Source organism: Variovorax sp. 01N425 (genome assembly GCF_056399465.1).
Genome location: NZ_JBFTRJ010000008.1, coordinates 198,653 through 215,661, shown reverse-complemented (window position 1 = coordinate 215,661; position 17,009 = coordinate 198,653). Strand labels below are relative to the sequence as shown.

Annotated in this window: 13 protein-coding genes and 1 pseudogene; 9 read left to right on the top strand and 5 right to left on the bottom strand. The window is 68.0% G+C overall.

Features of this window, described 5'->3' with window-relative positions; translation table 11 throughout:
* Positions 1–2: 2 nt before the first annotated feature.
* Positions 3–956 (bottom strand): GlxA family transcriptional regulator, encoded by a 954-nt coding sequence (locus AC1DSC_RS16480; protein WP_015865846.1) that lies wholly within the window; start codon positions 954–956, stop codon positions 3–5.
* Positions 957–1,064: 108 nt separating this feature from the next.
* Here AC1DSC_RS16480 and AC1DSC_RS16475 point away from each other — a divergent pair, with 108 nt between their 5' ends.
* Positions 1,065–2,063 (top strand): SLAC1 anion channel family protein, encoded by a 999-nt coding sequence (locus tag AC1DSC_RS16475; RefSeq protein ID WP_015865847.1) that lies wholly within the window; start codon positions 1,065–1,067, stop codon positions 2,061–2,063.
* Between the two features lie 46 nt (positions 2,064–2,109).
* Here the strand turns inward: AC1DSC_RS16475 and AC1DSC_RS16470 are convergent, their stop codons facing one another.
* Both AC1DSC_RS16470 and AC1DSC_RS16465 read right to left on the bottom strand, forming a co-directional pair.
* Positions 2,110–3,036, bottom strand: coding sequence for a protein NO VEIN domain-containing protein (locus AC1DSC_RS16470; RefSeq protein ID WP_015865848.1), 927 nt, complete (start codon positions 3,034–3,036; stop codon positions 2,110–2,112).
* 84 nt (positions 3,037–3,120) lie between these two features.
* Positions 3,121–4,119, bottom strand: a complete 999-nt coding sequence (locus AC1DSC_RS16465; RefSeq protein WP_015865849.1) for a LysR family transcriptional regulator — start codon at positions 4,117–4,119, stop codon at positions 3,121–3,123.
* Positions 4,120–4,221: 102 nt separating this feature from the next.
* On the opposite strand from AC1DSC_RS16465, the gene AC1DSC_RS16460 reads away from it, so the two are divergent.
* The 4 genes and pseudogenes from AC1DSC_RS16460 to AC1DSC_RS16445 all read left to right on the top strand — a co-directional run.
* On the top strand, positions 4,222–5,430 hold the full coding sequence (locus tag AC1DSC_RS16460; protein WP_015865850.1) for a pyridoxal phosphate-dependent aminotransferase: 1,209 nt from the start codon (positions 4,222–4,224) through the stop codon (positions 5,428–5,430).
* A 17-nt stretch (positions 5,431–5,447) separates the two neighbouring features.
* Positions 5,448–6,440, top strand: coding sequence for a tripartite tricarboxylate transporter substrate binding protein (locus AC1DSC_RS16455; protein ID WP_015865851.1), 993 nt, complete (start codon positions 5,448–5,450; stop codon positions 6,438–6,440).
* 10 nt (positions 6,441–6,450) lie between these two features.
* Positions 6,451–7,140 (top strand): RraA family protein, encoded by a 690-nt coding sequence (locus AC1DSC_RS16450; RefSeq protein ID WP_015865852.1) that lies wholly within the window; start codon positions 6,451–6,453, stop codon positions 7,138–7,140.
* Positions 7,141–7,307: 167 nt separating this feature from the next.
* Positions 7,308–7,473, top strand: a pseudogene (locus AC1DSC_RS16445) (type II toxin-antitoxin system VapB family antitoxin); the annotation flags it as partial.
* A 385-nt stretch (positions 7,474–7,858) separates the two neighbouring features.
* Here AC1DSC_RS16445 and AC1DSC_RS16440 read toward each other — a convergent pair.
* On the bottom strand, positions 7,859–11,455 hold the full coding sequence (locus AC1DSC_RS16440; protein WP_015865854.1) for an indolepyruvate ferredoxin oxidoreductase family protein: 3,597 nt from the start codon (positions 11,453–11,455) through the stop codon (positions 7,859–7,861).
* Positions 11,456–11,547: 92 nt separating this feature from the next.
* Between AC1DSC_RS16440 and AC1DSC_RS16435 the strand changes: the two genes are divergently transcribed.
* The 4 genes from AC1DSC_RS16435 to AC1DSC_RS16420 all read left to right on the top strand — a co-directional run bounded on the left by AC1DSC_RS16435 (position 11,548) and on the right by AC1DSC_RS16420 (position 16,324).
* Entirely contained in the window at positions 11,548–12,066 is a 519-nt protein-coding gene (locus AC1DSC_RS16435; RefSeq protein ID WP_015865855.1) for an Lrp/AsnC family transcriptional regulator, read from the top strand.
* 353 nt (positions 12,067–12,419) lie between these two features.
* On the top strand, positions 12,420–14,618 hold the full coding sequence (gene pabB, locus AC1DSC_RS16430; RefSeq protein ID WP_478083536.1) for an aminodeoxychorismate synthase component I: 2,199 nt from the start codon (positions 12,420–12,422) through the stop codon (positions 14,616–14,618).
* Entirely contained in the window at positions 14,611–15,474 is an 864-nt protein-coding gene (locus AC1DSC_RS16425; RefSeq protein WP_478079810.1) for a DMT family transporter, read from the top strand. Before pabB ends, AC1DSC_RS16425 begins: the two co-directional genes overlap by 8 nt.
* Before the next feature lie 187 nt (positions 15,475–15,661).
* A complete protein-coding gene (locus tag AC1DSC_RS16420) occupies positions 15,662–16,324 on the top strand; it encodes an acyl-homoserine-lactone synthase (RefSeq protein WP_478079811.1) in 663 nt (220 codons plus the stop codon).
* On the opposite strand, the gene AC1DSC_RS16415 is transcribed toward AC1DSC_RS16420, so the two are convergent.
* Positions 16,301–17,008, bottom strand: coding sequence for an autoinducer binding domain-containing protein (locus AC1DSC_RS16415; protein WP_478079812.1), 708 nt, complete (start codon positions 17,006–17,008; stop codon positions 16,301–16,303). The two genes, AC1DSC_RS16420 and AC1DSC_RS16415, sit on opposite strands and share 24 nt — an antisense overlap.
* Position 17,009: the final 1 nt, after the last annotated feature.

Sequence of the window (17,009 nt, the reverse complement as noted above, 5' to 3'; positions counted from 1 at the left end):
CATCACTTCGCGAACCGCCTCCGATACTCCACGAGGCTCACGCCAAGGCGCCGGCCGAAGGCGCGCCTGAAGCCGTCCACGTTGGCATAGCCCACTTCGCCCGCCAGGCGCTTGGCCGGCAGCTGCGACTCCTCGGCCAGGCGGCGGGCGGCATCGATGCGGGCGTTCTCGACGAACTCGGCCGGCGTGGTGCCGGTCTCGCTTCGAAAAATCCGCGCAAAGCTGCGCTCGCTCATGCCGGCCCGCGCGGCCAGCGCGGGCACGGAGAGGTCGTCCTTCAGGTGCGAAAGCACATGGTCCTGGACCTGCCGCATGCTCGATCGCTCGGAAGTCTGGGCCGCCAGGTGGGCGCTGAACTGGCTCTGGCCGCCCGGGCGCTTGAGGAACATCACCAGCTCGCGCGCGACGCGCAGCGCGAGTTCGCGGCCGTGGTCCTCCTCCACCATGGCGAGCGCCAGGTCCATGCCCGCGGTCACCCCGGCCGAGGTGAAGAGCTTGCCGTCCTTCACATAGATCGCGTCCGGTTCGACACATGCCAGCGGGTAGGCCGTGGCCAGGCGCGCGGTGGAGTTCCAGTGAGTCGCCACGCGCTTGCCGTCCAGCAGCCCGGCGGACGCGAGCACGAAGGCGCCGCTGCATACGGAGCCATAGCGGCGCACCGTGCGCGATTGGCGCCTGAGCCAGTTGTGCAGCACCGCATCGCCGACCACGTCATCCATGCCGGGGCTGCCGGCCACGAGCAAGGTGTCGATCGGCCCGCGATGCGTGCCCACCGTGGCATCGACCGCCAACCGCACCCCGCTGCTGCTCTTGAGCAACCCTGTCTCGGTGCCGATCACCTGCACCTGGTAGGCGCGCGGCAGCCCGAGCTGGCGGGCCGCCTCGGCGAACACGTCGGCGGGGCCGGCGACGTCGAGCAGCTGGACACGGGGAAAAGCAAGGATCGCGACACGCATGGCGGTGAAGGCTCGGTGATTGGCAGAAAACGTCGTGCCGCGGCGCCCACGGCCCGAGCAGTTTGGCAGAAACTGTCCGTACCCGCAAATTCAGCCAACGAGGCCATCATGCAGAACGAGTCATTGAATCCGCCCTTTCCGGTGTTCCACGCCGCAAGCGAAGCTTCGCTGCGCAACCTGCCCGTCAACCTGTTCGGCTCTGTCATGGGGCTTTCGGGGCTGGCCTTGGCCTGGCGGCTGGCACATGGCAGCCTGGGCGCGCCGGCCGTCATCGGCGAGGCCATCGGCGCCTTTGCGCTCGGCGTCTTCGTGCTGCTGGCGCTGGGCTATGCGATGAAGCTGGCCAGGCATCCGCAGGCCGTGCGCGGAGAGTTCAATCACCCGGTGACCGGCAACTTCTTCGGCACCATCGTCATCTCGATGCTGCTGCTGTCGGCCGTGATCGCGCCCTACAGTGCGTCCGCCGCGCACGCGCTGTGGACCCTGGGCGCGATCGCGACCTTCGTGCTCGGCTTCGTGGTGGTCTCGCGCCTGCTCAGAGGGCAACTGGATGCATCGCATGCGGTGCCGGCCTGGCTGATCCCTGGCGTCGCCACGCTGGACATCGCAGTGACCGCCGGGCACGAGCCGTCCATGGCCTGGGCCGCAGAGCTGAACCTGCTGGCAATGGCCGTGGGCGCGGTGCTCGCACTGGTGCTGCTCGTGCTCATCGTCGGCCGGCTGGTGCACCAGCCGCCGCTCGCGCCGGCAATGACGCCCTCGCTGATGATCCTCGTGGGGCCCTTCGCGGTCGGGTTCCTCGCCTACACGAACATCACGGGCAGCATCGACCGCTTTGCCGCGCTGCTCTTCTACTTCGCGCTCTTCATGTTCGCGGTGCTTGCGCCGAAGGTGTTCCGGCCCAGCATCAATTTCTCCGCGGGATGGTGGGCGATCGGCTTCCCGATGGCCGCACTGGCCAACGCGGCGCTGAAGTACGCGCAACTGCGGGCGACCGCGCCGCTGTGGACCATCGCGGTCCTGCTGCTCGGGATGCTGACCGTGGCACTGGCGGTGCTCACGGTGCGCACCCTGCGCATCGCGTTCAACGGAAAGCTGTTCACCTGAGCCAGGGCTTCCGGGCGCACACCGGCCACGAAAGCAGCAATGCCCGCTAATCCAGCGGCTCGAACCCCGGCGCCTGCTCCATCTCTGAAGGCTTGTAGATCTTGTGCTGCGCCGCAGTGCCGATGGCATCGGCAACCACCAGCAGCCGCCAGAGCGGCTCGCGCGCCGAGCTTGCGCGTTCTTCGTCCGTGAGCCGGAAACTGGGCACTCCGGTGGACGTGCCCTTCACCACCACCCTGAGAAGCTTGGCGCCCTTCGCGTTCGACACTTCGAGGTCGTAGCCGAGCTTCTGGCCAGTGACGTCCTCGGCGTTGTAGCCGTAGCCCTTGAAGTGGCGCATCACGTAGTCCATGGCGGCGGCCTGGACCTCTTCCCGCGAGGCCGACCGCTCGGCAGCCGCAGCGCCCGCATCGGCGGCCGCAGCGACCGGCACGCTGCCCCGCGCCTTGGCCGCCTGTATCTCCGCTTCGCCAGGCACCCAGCCGCGCGGACCTCGCACCAGGATCGCGAGCTGCTGGTCGGAATCCCAGCTTGCAACATGCCATTCGGCGTCGTCGCGCACGCGCGTGGAGACCTTCGCGCTCTTGTTGCTCTCGAGCTCGGCAATGGCGACGCGGTTGGTCTGCAGCACGGCACGGAAGCCCTGGCCCGCATCGACGGTGCGCTTGAGCAGCGCACGGCGGTCCTTGGCGCGCTGGATCTGCTGGGGGCTGCGCACGCCGCCGCCGACGCGGTGCTGCGTGTCGAGCGACTCGAGGCAGAACCAGTGTCCGCCGGCGCCGATGTTCACGAATTCGGCCCAGATGGTGGCAATGACGTTGTCGCCCGTTGCAAGCCAGGCGTGGTCGAACGGCTTTTCCCGCGCATCGAAGACGCCCATCTTCGCAACGATCTCGACCGGCGTAAGCCGCGGTCCGGAAAGCCGCATCTCATCGATGACGGCGAGCACTTTGGGGTCGACTTCCTTGTCCATTCAGCGGGGTCTCTGGCGAGTTGGGGGGTGGGAGTATGCCGCATCGGCGGAGGCCCGGCTTTCGTGCCGGCCAATGCCGCGACGCTAGCTTCTCGCCGGCTTCTTCTTCACGCCCTTGCGTACCGGCCGTTGCCGCAGGCCTGAACTCGAGCCCCGCAACGGCCGGGCCGGGGCCACGTCGTGCTGGCTCGCCCGCAACTTGAAATCGCAGGTCTTCACGGCCAGTTCGACGATGCGTGCCAGCGCAGGACTGGAATTGTCGCTCCGATAGACCGCGCTGTAGACCAGCGGTGGCGGCATCGGGTCGCTCTTGACGATGCGCAGCAGGCCGCTCTTGATGTCCGGGCGCACGTAGTCGAGCGCTTGCTGGCTGATGCCGAAGCCGCTGATCGTCAGCTCGCGCAGGACGGTCGTGCTGTTCGTCAGCATGACCTTGCCGAAGCGGAACCCGTGCTCCGCGCGCCAGGCCTCGTAGAACTTGTTCTTCGAGGCGCCCGCGGGCTGCTCGATCACCGGATAGTCGGCAAACTCGTGCGGCGCCAGGGCTCGTTGCGGAATGCCGAGCCGCGGGCTCGCGATCCAGGCCTGGTCCACCTGCCCGACCTTGATCGATTCGAACGCCTGGCCCCAGAAAGTGCCCGGCATGATGGACAGGTCGAGCTTGTTGGCCTCGAGGCGCTCGAAGAGCGTCAGCCCCGCGTCCACCACCGGCTCCAGCGTCACCTGGGGGTGCAGCTTCTGAAGCAGCTGGATCAGCCGCGTGAGCCACGTCATGGCAATCAGTTCCGTCACGCCCACGCGGAAAGTGCCGCGCAGCGTCTTGTCCACGCTGATGTCGTGCTGGATGCGCTGCCACAGGCGATGGGCTTCCTCGGCCAGCGGCAGCAATTCGCGCCCGGCCTGGGCCAGTTCCAGCCCATGGGAGGTGCGGTGCAGCAGCGTCCCGCCCAGCGACTCCTCGAGTTCGGCCAGGCGCTTGGAGATGGCCGACTGCGTGGTGTGCAGCTTCACCGCCGCCGCGCTGAAGCTCTGGAGCTTGGTGCTGAAGAGAAAGGCCTCCAGCTGCTTAAAGGTGAAGTTCATTCCAATGGAATGTAAGCCCGATGCTCCGCAGGAAAAAAAGGAATACCCGGATCCTCCGATTTCTCGTTTGTCCCGCAGCGCATGGCCTTTGATACTGCGCCCATGCTTCATATCGCTCCCCGGCTCCATCGCATCAAACCCTCTCCCAGCTCCATGGCCGGCCAACGTGCGCGCGAACTGCGCGCCTTGGGCCGGGACATCCTGAGCCTGACCGCCGGCGAGCCCGACTTCGAGACGCCCGAGCACATCAAGGAGGCGGCAATCCGCGCCATGGCCGCCGGCCAGACCCGGTACACCGACGTCGGCGGCACGCCGGCGCTGAAGGAGGCCATTGCCGCCAAGCTCCGGAACGAAAACGGCCTGGATTACGCGCCGGGCGAAATCATCGTCGGCACCGGCGCCAAGCAGGTGATCTTCAATGCCCTCATGTGCACGGTGGCCGCGGGCGACGAGGTCATCGTGCCCGCCCCCTATTGGGTGTCTTACCCGGACATCGCCCTGCTGGCCGGCGGCGTGCCGGTGTTCGTCGACTGCCCGGCCGCCAACCGGTTCAAGCTCCAGCCCGCGGACCTCGAGCGCGCCATCACCGCCAAGACACGCTGGCTGATGCTCAACTCGCCGAACAATCCGAGCGGCGCCACCTACACGCGCGCCGAGCTCCAGGCGCTGGCCGAGGTGCTGAGGCGCCACCCCCAGGTCTGGATACTCACCGACGACATCTACGAGCATCTCATCTATGGCGACGTCGAGTTCGCCACCATGGCCCAGGCGGCGCCCGACCTCAAGGACCGCACCCTGACGGTCAACGGCGTCTCCAAGGCCTATGCGATGACCGGCTGGCGCATCGGCTACGGCGCGGGTCCTTCGGAGCTGATCAAGGCGATGGTCAAGCTCCAGTCGCAAAGCACCTCCGGCCCCAACTCGATCGCCCAGGCCGCGGCCATCGCGGCGCTCGCGGGCCCGCAGGACATCGTTGCCGCGAACCGGCGCGAATACCAGCAGCGCCGCGACACGGTGGTTGCAGCGCTCAACGCCATCGACGGCATTCATTGCCAGGTGCCCGATGGCGCCTTCTACGTCTTTGCTTCATGCAGCGCGCTGTTCGGCCTTTGCACGCCCAAGGGAGTGAAGATCGGCAGCAGCGACGACTGGATCATGCATTTGCTCGATGCGCAGGATCTGGCCGCGTTGCAAGGCAGCGCCTACGGCGTGCCGACGCACTTCCGGCTCTCTTTTGCCGCCAGCACCGAACAGCTGCTGGAGGGTTGCCGCCGCATTGCGCTGGCTCGCAACGAACTCGTCGTCGTCTGAATGAACCAGGAACAGCCATGAACGTCCGATCGCTTCCTCCCAAACTCCTCCTGCCGTGGCTCGTCGCCGGCACCGCCTGGCTGTGCGCCGCCCATGCGTTCGCGGCCGATCCCTTTCCGTCGAAGCCGGTGAAGATCCTGGTCGGCTTCTCGCCCGGCGGCTCCAACGACGTCGTGGCACGCCTGATCGCACCGAAGCTGGCCGAGGGGCTCGGCGCGCAAGTGCTGGTCGACAACCGGCCCGGCGCCGGCGGCAACATCGCGGTCTCGGCCATGCTCACGGCGCCTGCGGACGGACACACCCTGCTGATGTGCACCACCGGAACCCTGTCGATCCAGCCGCACGTTCTGAAAAGCATGCCCTTCGACCCCGAGAAGGACATCGTGCCGGTCACGCAGGTCACCAACGCGCCCTACATGCTGATGGTCAACTCGACGCTGCCGGTGACCAGCGTCAAGGAGCTCGTCGCCTACGCCAGGCAGAAGCCGGGCGAACTCAACTTCGCTTCTTCCGGAACCGCAACGGGCGGCCACCTGGCGGGCGAGATGCTGAAAACGCGCGCGGGCATCGACATCGTTCACGTGGCCTACAAGGGAACCGGCCAGGCGATGACGGACCTGCTGGCGGGTCAGGTCTCGATGATCTTCGACCAGCCCGTGAGCTCGATGCAGTACGCGCGTTCGGGCAAGCTGCGCGCGCTGGCGGTGGCCAGTTCGCGCCGGCTGGCGGCGTTCCCCGATATTCCGACCGTGACGGAAGCCGGCATTCCCGACTTCGAACCCGTGACCTGGGCGGGCATCTGTGCGGCCAAAAATACGCCGCCCGCCGTCGTCGAGCGCATCCAGCGCGAAGTCGCCAAGGTGCTCGCGATGCCCGAGATCGCCAAGCGGCTCGCCGCCGACGGCCTGGAACCCGTGGGCAGCACGCCCGAGCAGTTCCGTGCGTTCCTGGCCGCCGACAAGCGCAAGTGGGGCCGCGTGGTGAAGGACGCCGACGTCAAGGCCGAATGAGAACAGCGACATGAAGAGCCCCTCCCCCGATATCGTGCGCGACTTCCCTCGCATTTCCCCCGACCTGGTCGCGCAGGCCTCGGCGTTCCAGCCCGCCATCCTGGCCGACGTCGCAGGCCGCCGCGGCGCCCTGCACGGCCGCATCGCGGCCCTGCGCCACCGCATGAAGCTGGCCGGCAGCGCGCTCACGGTCGAAGTGCGGCCGGGCGACAACCTGATGATCCACGCCGCCATTGCGCTGGCCAGGCCGGGCGACGTGCTGGTGATCGACGGCAAGGGCGACCAGACCGCTGCCCTCATGGGCACCATCATGATGAACGCCTGCCGGCAGGTCGGCATCGCCGGCGTGGTGGTCGACGGCGCGGTGCGCGACAGCCTGGAGATCGACGAGATGGACTTTCCCGTCTTTTCGGTCGGGACCAATCCCAACGGCCCGACCAAGCTGGCTTCAGGCCGGATCGGGCACTCCGTGTCTGTCGGCGGCGTGACCGTTCGCTCCGGCGACCTCGTGGTTGGCGATGCCGACGGCGTGGTCGTCATCGAACGCGAAAGAGTGGAAGCGCTTCTCGAGGCCGCAGGCAGGAAGGTCGAGGACGAGGCCGTGCGGATCGAGGCAATCAAGAAGGGCAACACAGCCGCCAAGTGGCTGGACTCCGCGCTGCGCAGCGCAGGTGTACTTAGAGAGAACGAGACGCTCTAGCAAAGCGCAGGGGAACGTTCGGCAGCCGATGCCACGACCCGCATCGCCCTTGAACCCGGCAGCGAATGGTCTTCAACCTCCCTGTCGAGTGCCGCATCGATCGGCATTGCCCAAGCGCGAGCCACAGCATGCGCCGTCGGAAGCATCGATTTTGATGACGGAAATTCATGAGAACTACTGTCACCATGGGAAGACGCTCTCTACGAGGAAGCGCTTGCAGTTGCGGACCCCGGCATGGACAAATCGGACCTCTTTAGGGAAGCGATCAAGACCTTCGTGAGGGTGCAAGCGGCCAAGCGACTTGCAGCCCTCGGGCGGCGTGCGCCCAAGATGCCCGTCTATTTCCAGCACCTGCCGCAGATGCAGCAGGCGAACTGGCGAGAGGTGCTCGTCCTGATCGAGAAGGAACGCCTCTTTGGATGGGGGTACGGGCTCGTCAACCTGACTCTGCTGGCATCCACGCTCATGACTCCAGGGGCCGAGTTGTGGACCTTGGACAGACGCCTGGGCGACTTGGCACAGCGATTTGCAGCGGCCCACCGCCCGGTCGAACGTTGAGCCTGCGCTCGCGCGTGCCGCCTTTTACCATCCGCATCGAGATGCGCCGAACGTTGGCACAGCCGCGTGCCGGCAGAGCCTCGCCGCTGCCGACAAGCCGCGCTCAGTATCTAGCATGACCGAGCCAACCATGGTGCGCCCTGCTGCGTTCGACCCGCAATCATTGAGACACGACGGCGATCCCCTTGAAATGGCCCGCCTGCGCCTTCTTCTCCGGCCGGGGATAGCGCTGCGGCGCGAAGCGGTGCAGCAGCTCCGCCTCGCGTTCGGTGGCAAGCGCAAGGTTGGCCATCTTCACATGGCCGAAGCCGCGGACCGAGAGCGGCAGCGCCGCGATCTGCGCGGCGAGCTGCTGGTTCGCCGGTGAAAGCTCGGCGACCAGTTCATCGAGCAGATGGTCAAACTGGACGATCATCGCGCGCTCCGTCCGGCGCTCCTGCGTGTAGCCGAACAGGTCGAACTTCGTGCCGCGCAGCCGCTTGCCGTGGGCCAGCCACTTCATCGCCGGCAGCATCCACGCGCCCAGGCGGATCTTGACGGGCCGCTGACCGTGCCCGGCGCGCGAAAGCAGCGGCGGGGCCATGTGGAACTCGAGCTGGAGGTCGCCTTCGAACTGGTCCTTGAGCTTCCGCAGGAATGCGTCGTCGGTGTAGAGGCGTGCGACCTCGTACTCGTCCTTGTAGCTCATGAGCTTCAGGAGGCTGCGCGCCGCGTTGCGCGTGAAGGGCAGCCGCGCATCGCCGCCCGGCAGCGCGGATTCAGCCGCCTGCAGCGTGCGCACGCGCTTTTCGAAGCGCTGCGCCCATGCGGCGTTCTGGTAGCCGGTGAGATGCTGGCACCCATCGGCGAGCAGCGCGTCCAGCGGGCGCTCGTCGGCTTGCTGCGCTTGCAGGGGCGCCGCCCGCAACTGATCGAGCGCGGCGGGGTCGCCCGCCGCGAGCCGGCCCAGCGAGAACGCCGACTGGTTGGCCGCCACGGCCACGCCGTTGAGTTCGATCGCGTGCATCAGCGCCTCCAGGCTCAGCGGCACCAAGCCGCGCTGCCACGCATAGCCGGTCGCGACGATGTTCGCGGCCAGCGTGTCGCCGAGGAACTCCTCGGCCAGGCTCTGCGCGTCGAAGGTTTCGACCTGTGCCTCGCCCGCGACGAAGCGCATCTTCTCGAGCAGCAGGTCCACGTGCAGCTCGGCATCGGGGTTGCGCAGCGACTCGGCCACCGGAATCTCGTGGATGTTCGCGAGCACACGCGTGCGCCCGTGCCGCACGGTCTGCAGCGCGTCGGCCGAGGCACCCACCACCACGTCGCACGCCAGGATGGCGTCGGCCTGCTGCGTGTCGATGCGCACCTGGTTCAGCCGCTCGGGTGCATCGGCCAGCCGCACGAAGCTCAGCACCGAGCCGCCCTTCTGCGCGAAACCCATGAAGTCGAGCACGCTGGCCGACTTGCCCTCCAGGTGCGCGGCCATCGCGATGACCGCGCCCACCGTCACCACGCCAGTGCCGCCCACGCCGGTCACGAGCAGGTCGTAGGGGCCGGTCCATGCGTGCGGCGCGGGGTGCGCGAGCGCGCCCACGCGGTGCAGGAAGGCATCGCGCCCGACCGCCAGCGCCCCGCTCTTGCGCCGCAGCTTGCCGCCGGCGACGCCCACGAAGCTCGGGCAGAAGCCCTTGGCGCAGGAATAGTCCTTGTTGCAGCTGGTCTGGTCGATCTTGCGCTTGCGGCCCATCGGGGTTTCGTGCGGGAGCACGGCCACGCAGTTGCTCTGCACGGTGCAGTCGCCGCAGCCTTCACACACGGCCTCGTTGATGTAGAGGCGCTTGGGCGGGTCGGCCAGCTCGCCCTTCTTGCGACGGCGGCGCTTCTCAGCGGCGCAGGTCTGTTCGTAGATCAGCACGGTCACGCCGGTCATTTCGCGCAGGCGGCGCTGCACCTCGTCGAGCGCTGCGCGGTCATGGAATTCGGTGCCGTGCGGAAAGCGGTTCTTGATGGCGCCGTACTTGCCGATGGCATCGCTCACGACCACCACCTTGGTGACGCCTTCCGACTCCACCTGCCGCGCGATCGCATCCACGCTGATGACCCCGTCGACCGGCTGGCCGCCGGTCATCGCGACCGCGTCGTTGAACAGGATCTTGTAGGTGAGCGTCGCCTTGGCCGCGACGGCCTGGCGGATCGCCAGGTAGCCCGAGTGGTAGTAGGTGCCGTCGCCGAGGTTCTGGAACACATGTTGCGTCTTCGTGAACATCGCGTGCGAGATCCAGTCGACGCCCTCGCCGCCCATCTGGATGAGGCCGGCTGTGCTGCGGTCCATCCAGTTGGCCATGAAGTGGCAGCCGATGCCCGCGCGCGCCGTCGATCCTTCGGGCACCTTGGTGCTGGTGTTGTGCGGGCAGCCGGCGCAGAAGTACGGCAGGCGTTTGACCGCATCGCTCGCATTGCCCAGCAGCTCGGGCGGCGTGAAGTCGCGCACATGCTGCAGATGGTCGCCCAGGTCGCGGTTGTCGGGAAAGTGCGCGGCCAGCCAGTGCGCGACCAGCTCGATGAGGCGCGAGGGGCGCAGCTCGCCGAGCGCGGACACCAGCGGCTGGCCTTCGCGGTCGTGCTTGCCCACGAGCACCGGGCGCGCGTCGGCGGGGGCGTTGTAGAAGATGTCGCGCAGCTGCGTCTCGACCACCGCCCCCTTCTCTTCCACGACGAGGATCTCGTCGAGCCCGCGCGCGAAGTCCTTCAGGCGCGTCTGCTCGACCGGAAAACTCAGCCCCACCTTGTAGAGCCGCACGCCGGCGCGCGCGAGCTGCGCGGGCGAGAGTTCCAGGCGCCGCAGCACCTCCATCAGGTCGTGGTGCGCCTTGCCGCAGGTGACGATGCCCACCCTGGCGTGCGGGCTCACGATGACGTGGCGGTCGATGCTGTTGCGCCGCGCGAACGCGGCCACGGCCGCGAGCTTGTCCTCCAGCCGCGACTCGATGCGCAGCGACGGCAGGTCGGGCCAGCGGTAGTGCAGGCCGTCCGCCGGCGGGCGGTGGCCGGTGGCGGCGCGCACGGCATCGGCGTCTTCCCAGGCGGACACGCGCGCGTTCACCGCACCGAGATCCACCGTGCCGGCGCTCTCGACGATCTCGGACAACGCCGCCATGCCGACCCACGCGCCCGAATAGCGTGACAGCTCGTAGCCATACAGGCCGAACTCCAGGTACTCGGCCACGCTCGCGGGCTGCATCACCGGCATGCGCCATGCCATGAAGGCATGGTCGCTCTGGTGCGGCATCGACGACGACACGCAGCCGTGGTCGTCGCCCGCCACCACCAGTACGCCGCCGTGCGGCGACGAGCCGTAGGCATTGCCGTGCTTGAGCGCGTCGCCCGCGCGGTCCACGCCCGGCCCCTTGCCGTACCACATCGCATAGACGCCGTCGACCGTGCGCTCGGGGTCGGACTCCACACGCTGCGTGCCGAGCACCTGCGTGGCCGCGAGCTCCTCGTTCACCGCGGGCACGAAGCGGATGCCGGCCTCCTTGAAGCGGTCGCCGGCCTTCCAAATGGCCTGGTCGACCATGCCCAGCGGTGAGCCGCGGTAGCCGCTGACGAAGCCCTGCGTGTGCAGGCCGCGCGCCGCGTCGCGCTGTTTCTGCATCGCCAGGATGCGGATCAGCGCCTGCGTGCCGGTGATGAAGACGGCGCCGGCATCGGCCCAGAGGTTGTCGGAAAGCTGGTAGCCGGGCCGCTGGAGTGAGGTCGTCTTGTGGGGGGCGTTCATGCCCGGAATTGTTCTGCCGCACCCCGAGTAAGTGTTTCTTCAATACACTCGCGCAGACCCTTGTTTGAAGAAGAATCCTCTCGGGAACCGCGATGAACGTTGATCCTGTTTCTCTTGACGAGCATTGCCTCAAGATCCTTTCTGCGCTGCAGCATGACGGGCGGCAAACCGTGCAGCAGATTTCCGAGGCCGTCGGGCTCTCGCCCACGCCCTGCTGGAAGCGCATCAAGGAGATGGAGGCCGCCGGCGTGATCCGCGGCTACACCACGCGTGTCGACCCCGAATTGGTGGGCCTGCACGTCTCGGCCGTGGCCGAGGTGAACCTCGACCGCCACAGCGAGGCGATGGTGCAGCGCTTCGAGGAGGTGGTGGCCGCGAGCCCGCAGATCATCCGATGCGTGTCGGCCACCGGGCCCGCGGACTACATCCTCCACGTGACCGTGCCGGACATGAAGCATTACGAGCGCTTTCTGCACGAGGTGCTCTTCAGCCTGCCGGGCGTGACGCACGTGCGCTCGAGCATCGTGCTGCGCGAGATCAAGTCGGAGGTAGCGCTGCCGCTGGGCCACCTGCTCGGCGCGAAGGCGGGACCGGGGGCTTCGCGGCGCTAGGCGGCGTGCTCGGCCGGCAAGCGCAACGCCGTTGCGCATCGGCTCATCACGGGCTTTGGCAGCGGAGCATCTGAACTCGCGCCTGCACAAGACCGCCAGTCGCCCACCCGGCCCGCGCATTCCTACGGTGTCGACGCCCAAGCTGCAGGGCCCCTGACGCTCGCCCTCCTCTCCTCAGAAGGCCGGCGCATGGACCGGAACATCCCAGAAAAGCGCACGACCCGGACATGCAGGCGGCGAACGCGCTGCTTGCACAGGCGCTGTCGGCCTGCGCAACTAGCACATTGCGCAGTGGCGACAACCGTTCGATTCTTCAACGATGCATGGGCCCGCCTTCCGCCGAGGAGCCTTCCATGCGCACGCTGTTGATCGACAACTACGACTCGTTCACCTACAACCTCTACCAGTACCTGGCGGCCTGCAACGGCGAGGCCCCGATCGTGCTGCGCAACAACGAGATGCACTGGGACGAGGTCGAGCGCATGCACTTCGACAACATCGTGATCTCGCCGGGCCCCGGACGTCCGCAGCGGCGCGCCGACCTCGGCATCTCGGCGGACGCACTGCAGCGTTCGCGCAAACCCGTGCTCGGTGTGTGCCTGGGCCACCAGGCCATCGCCCACCATTGCGGCGCCCGTGTCGACCTGGCGGTGCGCCCGATGCACGGACGCCTGGACCGCATCTCGCACGCGCAGCGCGATCTCTTCGCCGGCATCCCGGACCGCTTCGAGGCGGTGCGCTACCACTCGCTCGCAGTCACGCAGCTGCCCTCATCCCTGGAGCCGCTCGCCTGGACGTCCGACGGCACATTGATGGGACTGCGTCACGTCTCCCTGCCCTGGTGGGGGGTGCAGTTCCATCCGGAGTCGATCTGCACCGAATTCGGCGCACGGCTGCTGCGCAACTTCAGGGACCTGACGCTGGAGTGGCTCGCACAGACGCCCCGGCGCGAGGCACGGGATCGCTTCGGACCCGCGCTGCGTTTCGAAGGCCCGCAGGCGTTGTCGCTGCACGCGGAGTGCATCGACACCGCAGCCGATGCCGAGGCCGTGTTCATGCGCACGTTCGCACAGCGCGACTGCGTTTTCTGGCTGGACAGCAGCCTCGCCGAGCCCGGGCGGGCGCGCTTTTCCTTCATGGGCGACGCGAGCGGCCCGCGTGCCCAGGTGCTGAACTACCGCACCGCCCCGCGCGAACTGATGGTGCGCCGGGGCGACGTCGTCCAGGTGCGCGACGAGAGCATCTTCGACTACCTGCGCGACCACCTGCCGGGCCAGCCGCCTGCGGGTCCCCCGCTCCCCTTCGACTTCGCGTGCGGCTTCGTGGGCTACTTCGGCTATGAGCTCAAGCGGGAGCTGGACGGCACGCATGCCCACGACGCAGACACCCCGGACGCGATGTGGATCCTCGCCGATCGCTTCCTCGCCTTCGATCACGCCGAGCAACAGGTCTGGATCGTCTGCTTGGATGAGGCCGTGCCGTCCAATGAGAATCGCCGCTGGATGCAGACCATGCGCGCGCGGCTGGCAGGCGCACCGGCGACCGCGCCGGACGACAGCGCGGCCGCGGCCCGCGATCTGCAACCATTGGCCTGGCGGATCGACCTCGCGATCTACCGGGAGCTGATCCTGCGCTGCCAGCACGAGATCCTGCAGGGCGAGACCTACGAGGTCTGCCTCACGAACCAACTGGTCGGCGAAGGGCGCGTCCATCCGCTGGAGATCTACCGGATCCTGCGCAGGCACAACCCTGCCCCCTATGCGGCCTACCTGCGCATCGGCGGCTATGCCGTGCTGTGCGCCTCGCCCGAACTCTTCCTGCACATCTCCAGCGCCGGCGATGTGGAATCGAAGCCCATCAAGGGCACCGCGGCGCGCGGCGCGACGCCGGCCGAGGACCAGGCGATCGCGGACGCCATGGTCGCCGACGAGAAGACCCGCGCGGAGAACCTGATGATCGTCGACTTGCTGCGCAACGACCTCAACCGGGTCTGCGAGATCGACAGCGTTCACGTGCCGAGCCTGTTCGCGGTCGAGACCTATGCCACCGTGCACCAGCTGGTCAGCACGATCCGGGGGCGGCTGCGCGCGGACCTCGGAGCGGTCGACTGCATCCGCGCCGCGTTCCCCGGCGGCTCCATGACGGGTGCGCCGAAGGTGCGCACGATGAAGATCTTGGACGAACTCGAGGCGGCGGCCCGCGGCATCTACTCGGGCAGCATCGGCTACCTATCGCTCAACGGCGCAGCGCAGCTCAACATCGTGATCCGCACCCTGGTGTCGGCCAACGGCCGCGTCTCCATCGGCGCCGGAGGCGCCATCGTCGCCATGTCCGATCCGGACGCCGAGGTCGAGGAGATCGTTCTGAAGGCGCAGGCGCTGTGGGACGTCCTCAGGCGTTGCGGCGCACCGCTCGGTCCGCGGCCGGGGATGGCGCCGGATGCCAGTGCCGCGGGCGATCCCGGTGTTCCGGGGCCCCTCGAGCCGCCGTCCGCGCCCGAGATTCCGCAAAGCCCTTCTACGCGGTCACCACCTGCGTCCGGCAATGGCTAGCGCAGCGGCCAACCGCCGCGGAATCCTGCTCATGCTGGTGGCCATGGGCTGCTACGTGCTCAACGATGTCTTCGTGAAGCTGACAGCGCAGAGCCTCCCGCCCTGCCAGGTCCTGGCCGTGCGCGGCGCCTTCGCCACCCTCTTTGTCCTGGCCCTCGCCCGCGGGACGCGCGCTGGCTGGCGCACGGCATTGCGGCCGATCGTCGGCGTGCGATGCGGGCTCGAGATCACGACCGCCCTCAGCTCCGTCGTCGCCCTGTCGCTCGCGCCGCTCGCCACGGTCAGCACGCTCATGATGACCGCGCCGCTGATGATTGCCGCCACTGCAATGGCGCTGCGATGGGAGCCTTGGCACGGAGGCCGGCTGCTCGCCACCGTGGCGGGATTCGCCGGCGTCCTGCTGGTGATCCAGCCGTCTGCGCGGTCCGAGGTCCCTGCGGCCGGCCTCGCCTGCGCATTGCTATGTGCCGCTTCGCTGGCCGCGCGCGACCTGGTGACGCGGCGCATTCCCGCCACGGTCCCGTCGTCGGTCATCGCCGTGGCGACCACGCTCGCCGTATGTCTGGCAGGCCTGCTGCTGGGGCTCGTGGAACGCTGGGCGCCGCTCACGCGCCACGAGCTCGGCATGCTCGCGGCAGCGGCGGGTTGTGCGGCACTGGGCAACTACGCGCTCATCGTGGCCTGCCGCGGCGTCGATCTCTCGGTCGTCACGCCCTTTCGCTACAGCCTGATCCTCTGGGCGTTGCTGTTGGGATACGCGATCTGGGGCGACATGCCGCGCCTCGAAGCCGCCGCCGGCGTGGTCCTGATTGTCGCGGCCGGTGCCTTCACCATCCGGGCGGCGCGCCGTCCGTGAGTGAACCGCCTCGGCTCTCGCCTGCGGCGCGACGGCCCCGACAACCGATCTGCCCCACGACAGCAGTCTGCGAGGGCGACCGCCCCAAAAAAACGAAGGCCGCCAACCGCCGGCCCTATCAACTCTGACAGTGTCCCCGGTGTGTGTCATCAGGCTGTAATGCGGCCTCATTCAACGAGGTGACCTCATGGAGATCATTGCGGGAACGATCGATACTTTCTCGGCGGACGTGCTGTTCGACATGGCACGCTACCGGCACGAGATTTTCGTCGAGAAACTGGGCTGGAAGCTCCATACGCGCGGCCGGCTGGAACTCGACGAATTCGACCGGAAGGACACTGTCTATCTGATCGCACGCAATCCGGACGGCGAGATCATCGGCACGAGCCGCCTGTTGCCCACGCACCGGCCCTATCTTCTGGCCAGCCTCTTCCCGCAGCTGCTCGGCGACACGCCGGCCCCGTGCTCGCCCGATATCTGGGAACTGTCGCGATTCGCCGCCGGCGACGGCACGCGGCTCGGGATCGGCGGGGATCCGCATGGATGGTCGCTCGCGCTGGACATGCTGAGCGCCGCGATGCGGACTGTCGCCAAGGAGGGCGGACGACGGCTCATCAGCGCCTCGCCCCTGGGCATCGAGCGCATCCTGCGCCGCACGGGCCTGTCCGCGCACCGCGCGGCACCACCAGTGCGGGTCGACGGCCAGCTTCTGTTCGCCTGCCTCATCGACGTGGACAAAAGCTGGTGTCCGCGCCAGGCCCGCCATGCCGACGGGCTCGGCCGAGTCGCCCGCCGACCTGCGGGCGAAGGGGCCGCTGCCACCCGTTCAGTTCAGGAGTCCGAGACGTGAAGCCGACGCCGCCGCCGAGCTCTTGGTGGCGGCACCCAATCTCGCCATTGCGTTCCTCAGATGGAAATCGACCGTGGGCTTCGAGATGCAGAGGATGGCCGCGATTTCGTCGCTCGTCTTGCCGTCGCCCGTCCAGCGCAGCACCTCCACCTGCCGCTTCGTCAGCGGTTCGATCCCCGCGAGCGGGCCGCCCAGGAGCCGGCAGAACGCGCGGTGGGCCTTATTCACCAGCCCCTGGAACAGGAGGTCCTTGGCGCGCATCTCCGCAGCCGTCAGCGGTTCGCTCGAGCGGGCAAGCGACAGCATCCCGACCCGTGCGTCGGGCTCGAAGACCGATTGCGCCCAGCCGACGCGCAGGCCGAAGGAGCGCGCTTCGTCCCACATCTGCGGCGCGTCCCGGAAGACTTCGTTGCTCCAGATCACGGGCGTCCCGCTGTGCACGCCGTGGGCGACCGTGGGATCCACCTGGAGATATCCGGCACTGATGTAGCGGCGGCTCCATCGCTCATCGTAGGTGCTGAACATCAAAGTCTTCGGCCGGGTGAAGGGCACGAGGGTGCGCAGCCCGTAGGCGCAGTGCTCGAAACCGAGCTGCCTGGCTGCCACGCTGACCTGCGCGAGCACCTGGGATGGCTCGCTGGCCTCGTCCAACCGACCGAGAACGTCTTGGGTCCACTCGTTCATA